Genomic DNA, 15,969 nt, shown 5'->3' on the forward strand with positions numbered 1-15,969 from the left:
CTTCCATGTCATGAGTTGCTGCAGGCTTGCCGAACGCATGCCGTTGTCAGTGGGGGTGGTGGTGCCGGTGTGATAGGCGATGTAGCGGCCCATCCAGATCATCAGGTGCTGGTCGTCGCCCTGATCGAAAAACATCAGGTCGCCGGGGCGTGCCTGGGACACGTCGCGGCTGACCAGATGGCTGTTGAACTGAATCAGTTTGATCGCGTTGACGTACGGCCCGACCTTGCCGCCGCCCTGCTGCCATTGCTGGGCGAGCTTGCGCTGCTCGTCGCTAAGCGTCAGCTCCGGCGGCAGGTAACGATTGGACAGGCCATTGCTGCGCAGCCATTTGTCGTCGTGGACTTTCAGCGCTTCGTTGGCAGCGAAACGCACAAGGCCTGCGCAGTCCTGCTGATACCAGCGCGGGCTCGGGCCTTGGCTCAGTTGTTCCTGAGCGATGCGCACGAACCAGGCGCGGAACACCTGGGACTGCGCCGGATCCAGTGCCGGCGCTTCGACGGCTCGGGCGCCCGCGCTGAGCAGCAGCGCGAGCAGGCCGAGGCTGCGGATCAGCGTCGTCACAGCGCTTTCCACTCCAGCGGCAGCCATTGCCAGTGGCCGTCCGGCTCGCTGCCTTCCGGCAGGGTCAGGGCGTATTTGCCGTAGCCGCCGAGGGTGCGCAATTTCGGGATCAGGTAGGTTTGCGCGGCGTTGTAGAACACCGGTTCCATGTCCTGCGGCAGGCTGTCGAGGGTTTCCTGCTGCATCAGTTGCGCCATCGAATCCGGGCCGAAGTAGATCGGCATCAGCACGTCTTTGGGCAGCACGTCGGCCATCGGCGGGAAGCGTTTGTCGAGGGTGCCGAGGGCCTTGTCCACCAGTTTGTCGTCAAGGGAAAACAGCAGCGTCGAACCGTGGCGGGCGAGGCTGACTTTCATGAACGCTTTACCGCTGATGGCGTCCGGGTTCTCGGCCGTCTTGGCGGCGTACGGGCCGAAATTGGAACTGACCTGACGCTGCCAGACATGGCTCTGGCCTTCCTGCTTCTCGACCACCGGGAATGCGTGTTCGTCGACATTCGTCTCGTAGGCACCGACCATCGAACCGAACAGCGTGCCCAGGTCGCCATCGAGTTTGCTGCTGTCCTCGTCCTTCAGGCTGGCGACCAGCAACGGCGTGTACAACCGTGAATCAGCGTACCAGCACAGGCCCGCCGCACCCGCCACGTGCTCGGTGAGTTTCTGCGCCACGGCTTCGTCGGCGCCGAGTTTCACCAGCAGCGGTTTCTGCGGTTCAGCCGCCACCGGCAAGGTCACGCAGGCACTGGCGCCCAGCGGCATGGCTTGCCACACCGGTTTGAAATCGAAGTCCGGCTGGTTATCCAGCTCATCCATGGCGAGGTAGCTGTGCCAGCCCTTGTCGTCCATGTCGAAACGCAGCCCGGCGAAGTTCGGGATGAAGCGCTGATAGCCCATGGCAAGGACGCTGGAATTGACCGACAGACGCTGCTTGATCTCCGGCGCCTTCGCCGGCAGACCGAAAGCCTCGGGGAACAGTTTGTCGCCGTTGAGCAGCGCTGCCAGCGCCTGCGGCGAGACGTGTCCGGACTCTTCCGAGTCTCCGTTGGCCGGGTCGTAATACTTGTTCGGATTGGACAGCACCACCAGTTTGTCGCCGCGCGACGCGAACAGCAGCGATTTGCTGGCGTTGTAGCTGAGCTGGTACAGCGGCACGTCGTCACCGCCGACCTTGAGGCTGCCGAACACGCTGAGCTGCGAATCATCCAGCGCCACTTTTGCCAGCGGTTCGAGCAGTTTCGCCAAGCCGCCGCGGTCCATCACCAGCAGAAAATCCTTGAGCCGGCCGTCGGCACCGCGCCACAACGCGACGTCGGCCGGTTGATCGAAAAGCTGTTCGATCAGGCTGTCCTGCAGCTTCAGGTCGTGTTCGTAAATGATCCGCCGCAGGCTGCCGATCAGCCCCAGACGGTCGGCGTGGGTTTCGTAATAGAAGACGAAATCCTCGGTGAGCGTGGCCTTGAGGAACGGCACCGTCAGCAGGTCCTTGGGCAACTGGCTCAGGGAGCGAGTCTCCAGCAATGCATCCGGACGACTCAGGCCGAGCTTGTCGCTGGCCAATGCCGCCGCCGGCACCTTGGGCTTGTGCAGCAGCCAGCCGAGACCACCGGCCACCCCGGCCACCAGGACCAGGCCGATCAGCAGCGCCGGCCAGCGCCGGGAAGGTTGGCCGGCAGGTGTCGGGACGGCCGGAGAAGCAGCGTTATCACTCATGTTCACAAAACCCGAAGTTCATCCGTGGAGCGGGATGCTTAATAGTTGAAAGTCTTGACCAGCAGCAGATCACCGATCGCCCGCAGGGGCACGATGAATGTTTCGCGTTTTTCGTCGACCGTGTTTTCGTTGAGCACCAGCGTGATTTGCGAGGTGATGACCTCGTTCTGATTGCTGGCCTCCTCGAAGTTATAGCCGCCGTCGCCGAAGTTGCCCCAATAGTTGACGTAAACCAGATAGGTGCCATGCAGCGGCGCGGTCATGGTGAACATTTCCGGGCCGGGGCCATCGACGCCATCCGGGTCCAGACCGCCGCCGTTGGTCAACGCCGTATGGGCGAAAAACGCATGCTGGCCGTCCGGCGTAATGATGTGCAGATCGAGTTCGGCCTTGGGATCGTCCCAACCGAGCACCACGCGGATCTTCGCCGGGGTGCGCAGGTTGTTCGCTTCATAGAACTGCACGCGCTTGAGCGACTGACCCTCGGCGCTGCGCACTTCGACACTGTTGGAGCCGGCGCCGAACGCATACGGGCGGGCGAACCGACCGTCATCGTCGGTGTACAGATTCAATGGATTGCCGTTGACCGCCAGCGTATGCGGCCCGCGCTGATTGCCGATGGCCTTGAGCTGGCCCTGGATCATCGTTCGATTGCGCTGAATGCCGCGGTCGATCGGCGGCGTGGGGTAAGCGACTTGCGGGTTTTCACTGCGATCGAGCAGACCGCTATAGCGCCAGCCGCCCGATGGCTCAGACAGCTCGGCACTCGGCGCCGCCCGCAGCGCAGGCGCGCAGGCCAAGCCGATCAGCAGCCAAAAAAATGAACGCATGTAATGCCTCCTGCCATGCCTACGAAACCTTGCACCCGATCCTCGGTACTTCACAGCGGTGGAAACTGCGTTTCGTCTGAAAGACCCCGTGACTATTGGGTCGTAGAAGGCGCGAAGATTAGCGATTCGGCAGTTTTTTAACAATCGGATACATCTGGATTTGCGGTGGGATTCACGCAGGGTTGTTGGGCGTGAGCCGAATAGCGGCATTATTCGGCTCACATAATGAGCCGAATAATGTCTTCACTTCAGAATTCAACGCAGATTTGTGGTGAGGGGATTTATCCCCGATCGGCTGCGCAGCAGTCGCAAACCGGTGAATGCGGTTTTCCTGACAGACCCGTTCGCTTATTGGGGCGGTGCGACGTTTCGCTGAATCCCCTCACCACAGTAAAATGGAGTCGTCCGGGGAGGCTCATTTGCCCATAAACCCCCTATCTGCTAGTGTCGCGCCGGTTTAACGTCAACCGGAAATCGCCGCCATGGCCCGCAAAAAAGCTGCACTGGATTTCGAACAGTCCCTCGCCGACCTGCAAACACTGGTCGAGCGTCTGGAGAACGGTGAATTGTCGCTGGAAGACTCGCTGACCGCTTTCGAGCAGGGCATCGGTTTGACCCGTGACTGCCAGGCAGCGCTGGCCCAGGCTGAGCAGAAGGTGCAAGTGCTGCTGGAGCGCGATGGCGAACTCGCCGAGGAACCCTTCGACGCGGAACAGCCAGAATGATTGCCGCGTATTCGGCGACCAGTCAGGCGCGGGTCAATGCGGCACTGGAAATCCTCTTCAAGGCTCCACTGCCGGAGCTGTCGCGCCTGTATGAGGCGATGCACTACAGCGTGATGATCGGCGGCAAACGCGTGCGCCCGCTGCTGGCCTACGCCGCGTGCGAAGCGCTGGGCGGCAAGGCTGAGCAAGCCAACGGCGCGGCCTGCGCGGTGGAGCTGATCCACGCCTATTCGCTGGTGCACGACGATTTGCCGGCGATGGACGACGACGATCTGCGTCGCGGCCAGCCCACTACCCACAAGAAATTCGACGAAGCCTGCGCGATCCTCGCCGGTGACGGCTTGCAGAGCCTGGCGTTCAGCGCCCTGCTCGATCCGCGTCTGAGCAATCTGAATGCCGAGATCCGTCTGCAACAGGTCACGGCACTGGCGCATGCGGCCGGCCCGGCGGGCATGGTCGGCGGTCAGGCCATCGACCTCGGTTCGGTCGGTCTGAAGCTGGATCAGCAAGCACTGGAGCAGATGCACCGGCACAAGACCGGCGCGCTGATCGAAGTCAGCGTCAAGCTTGGCGCTCTGGCCAGTGGTCGTGCCGAGCAGGATGAACTCAAGGCTTTGCAGACTTATGCACAGGCCATCGGTCTGGCCTTTCAGGTGCAGGACGACATTCTCGACGTCGAAAGCGATACCGAAACCCTCGGTAAACGCCAGGGCGCCGACATCGCTCGCGACAAACCGACCTACCCGGCCCTGCTGGGGCTGGACGCGGCCAAGGTCTATGCGCTGGAACTGCGCGATCAGGCGCTGCACGCACTGCGACCGTTTGACGCGGCAGCAGAGCCTTTGCGCGACCTGGCCCGGTATATCGTCGAGCGGCGCAACTGAACGCCAACCTGCCAAAAAAGACCAACGCGTGGGCAGGGGGCGATGCATCAGGTAAACTGCCGCATCTTTTATACCTATAACGATTCGCCTGATGCCCACGACGTTTCATGAGATTCCCCGCAAGCGCCCGACCACGCCCCTGCTCGACCGCGCGAACACGCCGGACGGCCTGCGCCGGTTAGGCGAAGCCGAGCTGGAAACCCTGGCCGATGAGTTGCGCCTGGAATTGCTCTACACGGTCGGCCAGACCGGTGGGCATTTCGGTGCCGGCCTGGGCGTCATCGAGCTGACCATCGCGTTGCATTACGTCTTCGACACCCCGGATGACCGGCTGGTGTGGGACGTCGGTCATCAGGCGTATCCGCACAAGATCCTCACCGGTCGCCGCCAGCGCATGGAAACCCTGCGCCAGAAGGACGGCATCGCCGCCTTCCCGCGTCGCGCCGAGAGCGAGTACGACACCTTTGGCGTCGGCCACTCCAGCACCTCGATCAGTGCAGCGCTGGGCATGGCGATTGCCGCCCGCCTGCAAAACAGCGATCGCAAGGCGATTGCGGTGATCGGTGACGGCGCGCTGACCGCCGGCATGGCCTTCGAGGCGCTGAACCACGCGCCGGAAGTCAACGCCAACATGCTGGTGATCCTCAACGACAACGACATGTCGATCTCGCGCAACGTCGGTGGCCTGTCCAATTATCTGGCGAAGATTCTTTCCAGCCGCACCTACGCGAGCATGCGTGAGGGCAGCAAGAAGGTCCTGTCGCGCCTGCCCGGCGCCTGGGAAATCGCCCGACGCACCGAAGAGTACGCCAAGGGCATGCTGGTGCCCGGCACCCTGTTCGAAGAGCTGGGCTGGAACTACATCGGCCCGATCGACGGCCACGACCTGCCGACCCTGATCGCCACCCTGCGCAACATGCGCGATCTGAAAGGCCCGCAGTTCCTGCACATCGTCACCAAGAAAGGCAAAGGCTTCGCCCCGGCGGAAGTCGACCCGATCGGTTACCACGCCATCACCAAACTCGAACCGGTCGACGCCCCGGCCGCCGCGCCGAAAAAGGCCAGCGGGCCAAAATACTCGGCAGTGTTCGGCGAATGGCTGTGCGACATGGCTGCTGCCGACCCGCGTCTGGTCGGGATCACCCCGGCAATGAAGGAAGGCTCGGACCTGGTGGCGTTCAGCGAACGCTTCCCGCTGCGCTATTTTGACGTGGCGATTGCCGAACAGCACGCCGTGACGTTCGCTGCCGGCATGGCCTGCGAAGGCGCCAAACCGGTGGTGGCGATCTACTCGACGTTCCTGCAACGCGGCTACGACCAGTTGGTGCACGACGTCGCGGTGCAGAACCTCGACGTGCTGTTCGCCATCGACCGCGCCGGCCTGGTGGGCGAAGACGGCCCGACCCACGCCGGCAGCTTTGATCTGTCGTACCTGCGCTGCATTCCGGGCATGGTCATCATGACCCCGAGCGATGAAAACGAACTGCGCAAGATGCTCACCACCGGCCACCTGTACAACGGCCCGGCGGCGGTGCGTTACCCGCGCGGCACCGGCCCCAACGCGACCATCGACAAGGATCTCGAACCGATCGAAATCGGCAAGGGCATCGTCCGTCGTCAGGGCAGCAAAGTCGCTCTGCTGGTGTTCGGCGTGCAACTGGCCGAAGCGTTGAAAGTCGCCGAGAAGCTGGATGCGACCGTGGTCGACATGCGCTTCGTCAAGCCGCTGGATGAAGCGCTGGTACGCGAGATTGCCGGCAGCCACGAACTGCTGGTGACCATCGAAGAGAACGCGATCATGGGCGGCGCCGGTGGCGCGGTCAGCGAATTCCTGGCGCGGGAGAACATCCTCAAGTCGATGCTGCACCTGGGCTTGCCGGACATCTACGTCGAACACGCCAAACCGGCGCAGATGCTCGCCGAGTGCGGGCTGGATGAAGTAGGAATCGAAGCCTCGATTCGCGAGCGCCTGGAACTGCTCAACCGCTAACACGGCCCCGTGTAGGAGCTGCCGAAGGCTGCGATCTTTTGATCCTGATCTTCGGCGGCTTCAAAACCTTCAAAGCAAAATCAAAAGATCGCAGCCTCCGGCAGCTCCTACAAGGTTTTGCATAAACCATGGATTGCCATGAACCTCTCGCGCCTCGCCCTGCCCCTCCTCCTGCTGCCTACCACCAGCGCCCTCGCCGACAGCTTCGAGCGCGACGAAGCCCTGAAGCTGCCGGACACGCTGATCAGCGCCAACCGTCAGGTCGAAGCGCGCAACGACAGCAGCGCGGCCAACACTGTGTTCACCCGCGAAGACATCGACCGCCTGCAACCGGGCAGCGTCACCGACCTGCTGCAACGGGTACCGGGCGTACAAGTGGCGCAGGCTGGCGGACGCGGCAGTCTGCCGGGGATCTACATTCGCGGCACGCAATCGGCGCAGAGTCTGGTGCTGGTCGACGGCCAGCGCATCGGCAGTTCGACCTCCGGCGACAGCAACCTGCAGCACTTGAACATCGATCAGATCGAACGCGTCGAAGTGCTGCGCGGGTCGCGTTCGGTGATTTACGGCAGCGACGCGATTGGCGGGGTGATCCAGATCTTCACCCGACGCGGCAACGAACAAGGCCTGCAACCACGCCTGCACGTTGGTTTCGGCAGTAACCAGACCTGGGAGCGCAGCCTCGGCCTGTCCGGTGGCGATGACAAAACCCGCTTCAACCTCGGCGCCAGCCTCGATGACACCGCTGGTATCGACCGTACCCACGAGTCCTACCCCAGCGACAGCGATCATGATGCCTATCGCAATAAATCCGTCAGCCTGAGCCTCAGCCATGCGCTCACCGATGCCGTCGAAGTCGGCGCCAATCTGCTGGATAACCGCGGCAAGAGCGAGTTCGACAATCCGTTCGGCCGCTTCGACACGACCACGTTCGAGTCGGTGCAGCAACAACCCTACAGCGACTTCAACGTCAGCAGTGTCAGCAGCTACGTCGATGCGCGGGTCAACGATATCTGGAAAACCCGCGTCGAGTTCGGCCACACCGAGAACCGCGAGAAAACCTTCGACAAACTCAGCGACGAGCGCACGGTGTTCAACACCTATCGTGACTCGCTGACCTGGCAGAACGATTTGACCCTGGATCCGCGCAACAGTCTGATCCTCGGTGGCGACTGGTATGAAGACCGAGTCAACAGCAGCACCGCGTTCAACGAGGACAGCCGCTGGAACCGCGCCGCTTTCATTCAGCATCGCTATCAAGCCGACAGTTTCTCCACGGAACTGGGTCTGCGCCACGACGACAACCAGCAGTTCGGCAGCCAGAACACCTGGAGCGGCACCTTCACCTTGCCGCTGAACCCGGACAACGATCTGCTGCTGAGCTACAGCGAAGGCTTCCGCGCGCCGACCTTCAACGACCTGTACTACCCGGATTTCAGCAATCCGAATCTGAAACCGGAAACCTCGAAAAGCTATGAGCTGCAATGGCGCAGCCAGTTGACCGATAGCAGCCGCCTGGAAGCGTCGATTTACCGCACAGACCTGGAAGACGCGATCATCTTCGGCAGCAACTCACGCCCGGAGAACGTGGCTTCGGCACGGATCAATGGCTTTGAAGCGGCGCTGAAGCAGGAACTGTTCGGCTGGCAAAGCAACCTTGGTGTGGCGATTATCGACCCGCGTGATCGCGAAACAGGGCACACCCTGGCCCGTCGTGCGCGGCGTACTGCCAGTTGGGATCTGGATCGCCAGTTTGACCGACTGGGCGTCGGCGCGAGCTGGCAGTTGGTCAGCAGCAGTTACGACGACCTGAACAATACCCAGCCGCTGGGTGGCTACGGCACGTTTGGACTGCGCAGCAGCTGGGCGCTGAACCGCGAGATCAAACTGGATCTGAAGGTCGATAACCTGCTGGACAAGGGTTACAGCCGCGCGTTGTACAGCTATGACGGCAGCCAGTATGGCTATCGCGAGGAAGGTCGGGCCTGGATGTTTGGCGTCACCTGGACCCCGGGACTCAACTGAACTCCCTGTAGGAGCTGCCGAAGGCTCGGGCCGCGATCGGACGATCTTTTGATCTTGATCTTCGGCGACTCCAAGTCAGCCACAAGCAAGATCAAAAGATCGCAGCCTTCGGCAGCTCCTACAGGGGTCAGCGGTGTGGCTGGATGAGTTGACAGAGTTTGGCGGTGGCCTCGATCATCTGCCCGCTCGGGCGTTCCAGGCCTTTATCCGTGACCAACAGCAACTGCCCTCTCCTCACCGCATCAACCTGCGGCCAGGCTTTCCACGCATCCAGTTGGGCCTGATCACCGGCCAGAATCACCTGCGGATCACGCTGCAACACCGCCTCGATACTCACCTGCGGCGCCGGCAGACTCAGGTCGGCAAACACGTTTCGTGCGCCACACACCTCAAGCGCATCACTGATGATCTGCCCGCCGCCGACGGTGTACAGCGGTTTGTCCCACACTTGATAAAACACTGTCAGCGGCGTGTCCCGGCGATAGCGCTGGCGCAGATCATCGAGTTTCTTACGCAGATCTGTCGCCAGCTTCACTCCGAGCTCAGGTCGTCCGAGTTGTGCAGCAATGGCTTCGATCTGTGCCGAAAGTTGTTCGAGACTGTGCGGCTCGGCGACGTAGGTCGGAATGTTCAGGCGTTTGAGTTGATCACGTTGCGCCGGGCCGACACTGCCGGGCCACAACAGCAGCAAATCGGGCTTCAAACTGAGCAGACGCTCCATGTCCAACTGACCATAGCGGCCCACTGACGGGACATCCTTGAGCGCCGCCGGACGCTCGCCGGCATCAAGCACGCCCACCAGCAGATCGGCCGAATCCAGTTCAACAACGATTTCAGAGAGGGAAGGCGCGAGGCTGACCACCCGCATGCTCGCCAGCACCGGGCCGGCGCAGGCCAGCAGCAGAACCGCCAGCCACAAACGACGCATCAGCCGAGTTGACGCGGGATGCGATAGAGATAAAACAGCACGGCGGTGGACAGCGCCAGCAGCATCAATGGCACCGCCTCGAGGCCGACGAACACGGCCAGCGCACCGATCCAGGCCGGCAGTGCTGCTGCAAGAAACGCAATACGCCGACGCGCCGCAAGGGCAATCCACGCGGCAGGCTCTTCAGGCGTATCGAGGGCTTTCTGCGTGGCGATCAGTGCATGTTTATAGCTGCCGAAGAACTTCAGGCTGACAAACATCGACGCAACACCGGCAATGAACAAGGGCATCGTCAGCACCGGAAGAATTCCCTCGCCCTGACCAAACAGCAGGTTCAGGACAAATAACGGCAGCAGCGCCAACGCCAGATACTTCCACCAGTCGACCGCCAGACGGCGGCGCACCTGACCGCGAGTCACGCGCGATCAACCTCGCCCTGATGCTCGTTGCCCATCATGTGGTCGAGCTTGCTGGCCTTGGTCGCCAGGTACAACTTGTTGTGCGGGTTGTGGCCGGTGTGCAGCGGCACGCGCTCGGCGACGACGATGTTCATGTCGGTCAGGGCTTTGACCTTGCGCGGATTGTTGGTCATCAGGCGCAGAGACTTCACGCCCAGGTGTTCCAGCATCGGCAGACACATGGCGTAGTCGCGCTGGTCCGCAGCAAAGCCCAGACGCTCGTTGGCCTCAACGGTGTCGGCGCCGCCGTCCTGCAACTCGTAGGCACGGATCTTGTTCAGCAGACCGATGCCGCGACCTTCCTGACGCAGGTACAGCAGCACGCCACGGCCTTCACGGGCGATGGCCTTGAGCGCGGCTTCCAGTTGCGAGCCGCAGTCGCAGCGCTGGCTGAACAGCGCGTCACCGGTCAGGCACTCGGAGTGCAACCGGCCGAGGACTGGCGCACCGTCGTCAATTTCACCGAGGCTCAGCACGACGTGCTCGCGGCCGGTGGCTTCATCGAGAAAACCGTGCATGGTGAATTGCGCAAAAGGCGTTGGCAGCTTGGAAGCGGCGACAAAAACGACAGGCACCGGTGTGCTCCTGATCTAAAAAGTCTGAAGATTCGCAGGCCGGCATTGTAACAGCAGGTTCCTGCAGACGCTTAGGCTGAATTGTCGGGCATAACGATCAAAAAGTTTGATGACTCCTCGCACAACAGCTGTCCCTGTAGGAGCTGTCGAGTGAAACGAGGCTGCGATCTGTTGATCCGTTTTTTCAAGATCAAGATCAAAGGGTCGCAGCGTGCCGCAGCTCCTACACGGGGTCGCGTCAGTTCGGCTCGAAGGGATACGGCTGCTTCCACTGCTCGAAAATCGGCTTCAGCTCGCCGCCCTTGACCAACTGCTCCATGCGTCGGTCGAACAGCGCCATCAGCGTGCGCGCTTGCGGCGTGTTGGCGAAGCACAGGTACAGCGGCAATTCGGCGATATGGGTCTTGCGAAACTGCGTCGGATCCTTGGCCCGGCCGACCACGTAATCGATTTCGGTCTGCGCATCGATGTAATAGTCGGCGCGATTATGGGTGAGCATCGACAAGATCCCTGTTCGCCGTACGACCTCATTGTAGTTGCGCACATTGGGCAAATAATCCTGATAGTCGTAACCGCGCACCCAGGCCAGACGATAGCTGCCGAGGGTTTCCGGGGTCGGTGACGGGTTGCTCGCCAGGCCCAGGGCGTAGATGTGATCGGTGTCGAAGTTCCAGCGCGGGTATAGCAGGTCGCTGGCCTCGTTTTTATACGAACCGACGCAGGCATCGACTTCGCCGCGCTCGGCCAGGCCCACGGAGCGCGTGTAAGGCTCGGTGCGAATGTCGAGTTTCACCCCGGCCGGTTCGAACACCTTGCGCAGCACGTCCCAGCCCAGGCCATGGCCGTCGGCGGCGGTGTAGTCTTCCCAGTCTTCGCTGGCCAGATGGATGACCGCGGGCGTCGACGCAGCTTCCTGCGCACTGGCGACAGTGCCCAGCAGGGTCAGAAACACCAGCGCCAGCCAGCGTCGAGCCATCCTTAGTCTCCTCACTTAACCCTGACGATCCGGATCAGGCGAAAATCCACACCAGCCCCTGCATTGCCAGCCAGGCGAACACACCGGCCAGCACGTCGTCGAGCATGATGCCCACGCCACCGTGGACATGCCGGTCGATCCAGCGGATCGGCCATGGCTTGAGAATGTCGAAGAAGCGGAACACCAGGAAACCCGCGAGCAACCAGTACCAGCCTTCCGGCACCAGCCACAGGGTGATCCACATCCCGACCATTTCGTCCCAGACGATGCCTTCGTGGTCGTGCACCCGCAGATCGTCGGCGACCTTGCCGCACAGCCAGAAGCCGAACAGCATGGTGATCCCGAGCATCAGCCAGTAACCCCAGTCGGGCAACATCTGCCACAACGGAATAAAGGGTAGCGCAACTAACGAACCCCACGTGCCCGGCGCTTTCGGCAGAGTGCCGGAACCGAAGCCGAACGCGAGGAAATGCCAGGGATTGCGCCAGACCGACGGCGGAACGAATTCGGCCGGAACCTGTTTCGGGTGATCTGTCACGGTGTCTCCTGAAAATGTTGATAACCCCGGATTTGCGGGGTGATGTCGTGTCCTTCGCGATCCAGCAGCACCACACCCTGGCCCTGCGCCACACGCCCGATCACATGGATCGGCCAACCATCGGCCAGCAGCGCCGGTAACTCGACGGACGGCAGCGTGAAGGCCAGTACATAGTCATCGCCGCCGCTCAACGCCGCCCGCTCGGCACCGCGCTGGCCGAGAAACGCCACTAACGCATCGGACAACGGTACGCGCTCGCGTTCAACTTCGAGGCGAACCTGCGACGCCAAAGCGATATGCCCACAGTCAGCGAGCAGGCCGTCGGAGATGTCCAGGGCCGAGGTAGCCTTACCGCGCAGCGCCTGACCGAGGGCCAGTTGCGGCTGGGGTGACCAGTAATGATCGAGTAACGGCTGGGCGATATCTGCTTCGGCTTCACGCTGGCCAAGCACCAGCGGCAAGGCACCGGCGGCATTGCCCAACTCGCCGCCGACACAGAGCAGATCGCCCGGTTGCGCGCCGCTACGGGTCAAGGCCTGACCGGTCGGCACCCGACCGAACACCGTGACCGTCAGGCTCAACGGCCCGCGCGTGGTGTCGCCGCCGACCAGCGCCACGCCGCAGTTCTGCGCCATGCGGTTCAAACCGTGGGCATAGGCTTGCAGCCAATCGGCAGTCACCGTCGGCACAGTCAGGGCAAGGGTAAAGGCAACGGGCGTGGCGCCCATGGCGGCCAGGTCGCTGACCGCGACGGCCAGCGAGCGCTGACCGAGCAGAAACGGATCGCAGGGATCGGCGAAGTGCACGCCGGCCACCAGCGTATCGGTGGAAATCGCCAGCTGTTCCCCGGGAGGAACCGCCAGCAAGGCACAGTCATCGCCGATCCCCAGAGCAACGCCCTCGCCGCCCTGCGCACAAGGCGCGGCGGCGAAGAAATTGCGGATCAGCTCAAACTCGCCCATTGCGATATCAAGCGCTGATCAGCGCTTGAACGCCTTGACTTCAGCTTCACGCAGGCGCGGAGCCAGCTTGTCGAGTACGCCGTTGACGAACTTGTGGCCATCGGTCGAACCGAAGACTTTGGCCAACTCGATACCTTCGTTGATCACAACGCGGTATGGCACGTCGACGCGCTTGAGCAGTTCCCAGGTGGACAGGCGCAGAACCGCCAGTTCAACCGGATCCAGCTCTTCGATTTCGATGTCCAGGCACGGCTTGAGCGCGGTGTCGATTTCAGTCTTGAACTGCGGAACCCCGTGCAGGATCTCGCGGAAGTAGGCGCCATCGACATCGGTGAAATCGTTATCAACGCGAAACTGCGCTTCGATCTCGTTCAGCGAAGCCTTGGCCATGTGCCATTGATACAGGGCCTGAGTCGCGAGCTGACGGGCTTCGCGACGCTTGGCGCTTTTCGATGGCTTGCCGGCATCCGCAGGTTTCGGATCGCGCGGGTTGAAACGATCGCTATCGTCGCTAATCACTTGGCCTCCAACTGCGCCAGCAGGCTGACCATTTCCAGAGCGGACAGGGCAGCTTCAGCACCTTTGTTGCCGGCCTTGGTGCCGGAACGTTCGATGGCTTGCTCGATGGAGTCAACGGTCAGGACGCCGAACGCGACCGGTACGCCGAATTCCATGGACACCTGGGCCAGGCCCTTGGTGCACTCGCCTGCCACGTATTCGAAGTGCGGGGTGCCGCCACGAATGACCGCGCCGAGGGCGATGATGGCTGCGAACTCGCCTTTCTGGGCGACTTTCTGCGCAACCAGCGGGATTTCGAAGGCGCCAGGTGCGCGGATGATGGTGATGTCGCTTTCGCTCACGCCGTGGCGAACCAGGGCATCAACTGCACCGCTGACCAGGCTTTCAACCACGAAGCTGTTGAAACGGCCCACTACCAGAGCGTAGCGGCCTTTAGGGGCGATGAAGGTACCTTCGATGGTCTTCAGGGTCATTCGTCAGATCTCTTAAAGAGCCGGGACGCGTTTCGTACGCGTCCCTCAGTGATATTAGCCACAAATTCATGACCGGAAACACCGCATTGCTGTTCGACTACACCTTGTGGCGAGGGGATTCATCCCCGATGGACTGCGCAGCAGTCCCAACCAAACAGGGCCGCTACGCAGCCCGTCGGGGATGAATCCCCTCACCACAAGGATCTACGTCAACAATGCCGGAAACGACCGGTCATTATTCGGAGGGCACGTATTCTACAACTTCCAGATCGAAACCGGATATCGCATTAAATTTCATTGGCGCAGACATCAGGCGCATTTTGCGCACGCCGAGGTCACGCAGGATCTGCGAGCCGGCGCCGACGATGCTGTAGGTGGTCGGTTTTTTCACCGCCGCCTGGTCACCGGTTTCGCGGATGTGCGCCAACAGCACGTCGCCATCGAGCGGGTGACCGAGCAACAGCACCACGCCGCTGCCGGCCTCGGCAACCGCGGCCATCGCGGCGCGCAGGCTCCAGCGGCCTGGTTGCTTGACCATCAGCAGATCGCGCAGCGGGTCCATGTTGTGCACGCGAACCAGGGTCGGCTCCTCGGCGCAAACGGTGCCCAGAGTGAGGGCCATGTGCACGTCGCCTTCCACCGAATCACGATAGGTCACCAGGTTGAATTGGCCCAGTTCGCTGTCCAGCGGCTGTTCGGCAATCCGCTGAACGGTACGTTCGTGGATCATCCGGTAGTGAATCAGGTCGGCAATGGTGCCGATCTTGATGTTGTGTTCGGCAGCGAACGCTTCCAGCTCGGCACGACGGGACATGGTGCCGTCGTCGTTCATCACTTCGCAGATCACCCCGCTCGGCTCGAACCCGGCCATGCGCGCCAGGTCGCAGGCGGCCTCAGTGTGGCCGGCACGGGCCAGGGTGCCGCCGGCCTGGGCCATCAGCGGGAAAATGTGGCCCGGGCTGACGATGTCCTCAGCCTTGGCGTCCTTGGCCGCAGCCGCTTGCACGGTGCGCGCACGGTCGGCAGCGGAGATGCCGGTGGTGACGCCTTCAGCGGCTTCGATCGATACGGTGAATTTGGTGCCGAAACCGGAACCGTTGCGCGGGGCCATCAGTGGCAGCTTCAACAGCTCGCAACGCTCGCGGCTCATCGGCATGCAGATCAGACCACGGGCGTGCTTGGCCATGAAGTTGATGTGTTCGGCCTTGCAGCATTCGGCGGCCATGATCAGGTCGCCTTCGTTCTCGCGGTCTTCGTCATCCATGAGGATGACCATCTTGCCTTGGCGGATGTCTTCAACCAGTTCTTCGATGCTATTGAGCGCCACAAGGCACCCCCTTCAGTCAGGATTTGAGGTAGCCGTTGGCGGCCAGAAAGCTTTCAGTGATCGTGCCACCGGATGCAGGCTCTGCGGCCTTGTCGCCCAACAGCAGACGTTCCAGATAACGCGCCAGCAGGTCGACTTCCAGGTTCACCCGGCGACCTGGCTTGTAGGACGCCATGATGGTTTCGCTCAGGGTGTGCGGAATGATCGTCAGCATGAATTCGGCGCCATCGACCGCGTTCACGGTCAGGCTGGTGCCGTCGACAGTGATCGAGCCTTTGTGGGCGATGTACTTGGCCAGTTCTTTCGGCGCGCGGATGCGAAATTCCACGGCGCGGGCATTGTCGCTGCGCGAGACGATTTCGCCGACACCGTCGACGTGACCGCTGACCAGATGCCCGCCGAGACGGGTGGTCGGGGTCAGGGCTTTTTCCAGATTGACCGGGCTGCCGCTTTTCAGGTCGTTCATGGCGGTGCAGTCGAGGGTTT

General features: G+C 62.0%; 17 protein-coding genes. 4 read left to right on the forward strand and 13 right to left on the reverse strand.

The window, feature by feature from the left end; all coding sequences use genetic code 11:
- The 3 genes from DBR18_RS08720 to DBR18_RS08730 form a co-directional block, all read right to left on the reverse strand.
- Window positions 1-591 (reverse strand): DUF1175 family protein (locus tag DBR18_RS08720; protein ID WP_256588636.1); only part of this gene is annotated, 591 nt, incomplete at its 3' end.
- Window positions 561-2,273 carry a DUF2138 domain-containing protein gene (locus tag DBR18_RS08725; protein ID WP_108590053.1) on the reverse strand — a complete coding sequence of 571 codons (1,713 nt, stop codon included), beginning with the start codon at window positions 2,271-2,273 and terminating at the stop codon, window positions 561-563. The genes DBR18_RS08725 and DBR18_RS08720, both read right to left, overlap by 31 nt.
- Window positions 2,274-2,311: 38 nt before the next feature.
- Window positions 2,312-3,103, reverse strand: a complete 792-nt coding sequence (locus DBR18_RS08730; protein ID WP_108590054.1) for a YfaP family protein — start codon at window positions 3,101-3,103, stop codon at window positions 2,312-2,314.
- A 482-nt stretch (window positions 3,104-3,585) separates the two neighbouring features.
- Between DBR18_RS08730 and DBR18_RS08735 the strand changes: the two genes are divergently transcribed.
- The 4 genes from DBR18_RS08735 to DBR18_RS08750 all read left to right on the forward strand — a co-directional run bounded on the left by DBR18_RS08735 (window position 3,586) and on the right by DBR18_RS08750 (window position 8,727).
- Complete coding sequence (locus tag DBR18_RS08735) at window positions 3,586-3,828, forward strand: exodeoxyribonuclease VII small subunit (RefSeq protein WP_003228627.1); 243 nt, start codon at window positions 3,586-3,588, stop codon at window positions 3,826-3,828.
- The gene (gene ispA, locus DBR18_RS08740; RefSeq protein WP_108590055.1) at window positions 3,825-4,712 is read left to right on the forward strand and encodes a (2E,6E)-farnesyl diphosphate synthase; all 888 of its coding nucleotides are present in this window, start codon (window positions 3,825-3,827) and stop codon (window positions 4,710-4,712) included. The genes DBR18_RS08735 and ispA overlap by 4 nt, the downstream gene beginning before the upstream one ends.
- A gap of 91 nt (window positions 4,713-4,803) precedes the next feature.
- Window positions 4,804-6,702, forward strand: a complete 1,899-nt coding sequence (dxs, locus tag DBR18_RS08745; protein ID WP_108590056.1) for a 1-deoxy-D-xylulose-5-phosphate synthase — start codon at window positions 4,804-4,806, stop codon at window positions 6,700-6,702.
- Window positions 6,703-6,840: 138 nt separating this feature from the next.
- Entirely contained in the window at window positions 6,841-8,727 is a 1,887-nt protein-coding gene (locus DBR18_RS08750; RefSeq protein ID WP_108590057.1) for a TonB-dependent receptor domain-containing protein, read from the forward strand.
- Between the two features lie 127 nt (window positions 8,728-8,854).
- Here the strand turns inward: DBR18_RS08750 and DBR18_RS08755 are convergent, their stop codons facing one another.
- The 10 genes from DBR18_RS08755 to DBR18_RS08800 all read right to left on the reverse strand — a co-directional run.
- On the reverse strand, window positions 8,855-9,655 hold the full coding sequence (locus DBR18_RS08755; RefSeq protein ID WP_108590058.1) for a cobalamin-binding protein: 801 nt from the start codon (window positions 9,653-9,655) through the stop codon (window positions 8,855-8,857).
- Window positions 9,655-10,074 (reverse strand): MFS transporter, encoded by a 420-nt coding sequence (locus tag DBR18_RS08760; RefSeq protein WP_108590059.1) that lies wholly within the window; start codon window positions 10,072-10,074, stop codon window positions 9,655-9,657. Before DBR18_RS08760 ends, DBR18_RS08755 begins: the two co-directional genes overlap by 1 nt.
- Window positions 10,071-10,688, reverse strand: coding sequence for a GTP cyclohydrolase II (gene ribA / locus DBR18_RS08765; protein WP_007968177.1), 618 nt, complete (start codon window positions 10,686-10,688; stop codon window positions 10,071-10,073). Before ribA ends, DBR18_RS08760 begins: the two co-directional genes overlap by 4 nt.
- A 238-nt stretch (window positions 10,689-10,926) precedes the next feature.
- A complete protein-coding gene (locus DBR18_RS08770) occupies window positions 10,927-11,664 on the reverse strand; it encodes an ABC transporter substrate-binding protein (RefSeq protein WP_108590060.1) in 738 nt (245 codons plus the stop codon).
- 34 nt (window positions 11,665-11,698) lie between these two features.
- Complete coding sequence (locus tag DBR18_RS08775; RefSeq protein WP_007910933.1) at window positions 11,699-12,202, reverse strand: phosphatidylglycerophosphatase A; 504 nt, start codon at window positions 12,200-12,202, stop codon at window positions 11,699-11,701.
- Window positions 12,199-13,164: a thiamine-phosphate kinase gene (thiL, locus tag DBR18_RS08780; protein ID WP_108590061.1), complete on the reverse strand. Its 966-nt coding sequence runs from the start codon at window positions 13,162-13,164 to the stop codon at window positions 12,199-12,201. The genes DBR18_RS08775 and thiL overlap by 4 nt, the downstream gene beginning before the upstream one ends.
- Before the next feature lie 18 nt (window positions 13,165-13,182).
- Window positions 13,183-13,683, reverse strand: coding sequence for a transcription antitermination factor NusB (nusB, locus tag DBR18_RS08785; protein ID WP_007966101.1), 501 nt, complete (start codon window positions 13,681-13,683; stop codon window positions 13,183-13,185).
- Entirely contained in the window at window positions 13,680-14,156 is a 477-nt protein-coding gene (ribE, locus tag DBR18_RS08790; RefSeq protein WP_003228649.1) for a 6,7-dimethyl-8-ribityllumazine synthase, read from the reverse strand. Before ribE ends, nusB begins: the two co-directional genes overlap by 4 nt.
- A 235-nt stretch (window positions 14,157-14,391) precedes the next feature.
- Window positions 14,392-15,483 (reverse strand): bifunctional 3,4-dihydroxy-2-butanone-4-phosphate synthase/GTP cyclohydrolase II, encoded by a 1,092-nt coding sequence (gene ribBA, locus DBR18_RS08795; protein ID WP_025109536.1) that lies wholly within the window; start codon window positions 15,481-15,483, stop codon window positions 14,392-14,394.
- 16 nt (window positions 15,484-15,499) lie between these two features.
- A partial coding sequence (locus tag DBR18_RS08800; protein ID WP_256588637.1) for a riboflavin synthase occupies window positions 15,500-15,969 on the reverse strand: 470 nt, incomplete at its 5' end.

Origin of the sequence: Pseudomonas sp. HMWF021, from assembly GCF_003061005.1 — a bacterium.
Taxonomy (GTDB): domain Bacteria; phylum Pseudomonadota; class Gammaproteobacteria; order Pseudomonadales; family Pseudomonadaceae; genus Aquipseudomonas.

Excerpts from the sequence above, each read along its gene's own strand:
- DBR18_RS08750 (WP_108590057.1), top strand. The coding sequence starts at position 6,841 with ATGAACCTCTCGCGCCTCGCCCTGCCCCTCCTCCTGCTGCCTACCACC.
- DBR18_RS08770 (WP_108590060.1), bottom strand. The coding sequence starts at position 11,664 with ATGGCTCGACGCTGGCTGGCGCTGGTGTTTCTGACCCTGCTGGGCACT.
- dxs (WP_108590056.1), top strand. The coding sequence starts at position 4,804 with ATGCCCACGACGTTTCATGAGATTCCCCGCAAGCGCCCGACCACGCCC.
- DBR18_RS08725 (WP_108590053.1), bottom strand. The coding sequence starts at position 2,273 with ATGAGTGATAACGCTGCTTCTCCGGCCGTCCCGACACCTGCCGGCCAA.
- DBR18_RS08735 (WP_003228627.1), top strand. The coding sequence starts at position 3,586 with ATGGCCCGCAAAAAAGCTGCACTGGATTTCGAACAGTCCCTCGCCGAC.
- ispA (WP_108590055.1), top strand. The coding sequence starts at position 3,825 with ATGATTGCCGCGTATTCGGCGACCAGTCAGGCGCGGGTCAATGCGGCA.
- ribE (WP_003228649.1), bottom strand. The coding sequence starts at position 14,156 with ATGACCCTGAAGACCATCGAAGGTACCTTCATCGCCCCTAAAGGCCGC.
- thiL (WP_108590061.1), bottom strand. The coding sequence starts at position 13,164 with ATGGGCGAGTTTGAGCTGATCCGCAATTTCTTCGCCGCCGCGCCTTGT.
- DBR18_RS08730 (WP_108590054.1), bottom strand. The coding sequence starts at position 3,103 with ATGCGTTCATTTTTTTGGCTGCTGATCGGCTTGGCCTGCGCGCCTGCG.
- DBR18_RS08755 (WP_108590058.1), bottom strand. The coding sequence starts at position 9,655 with ATGCGTCGTTTGTGGCTGGCGGTTCTGCTGCTGGCCTGCGCCGGCCCG.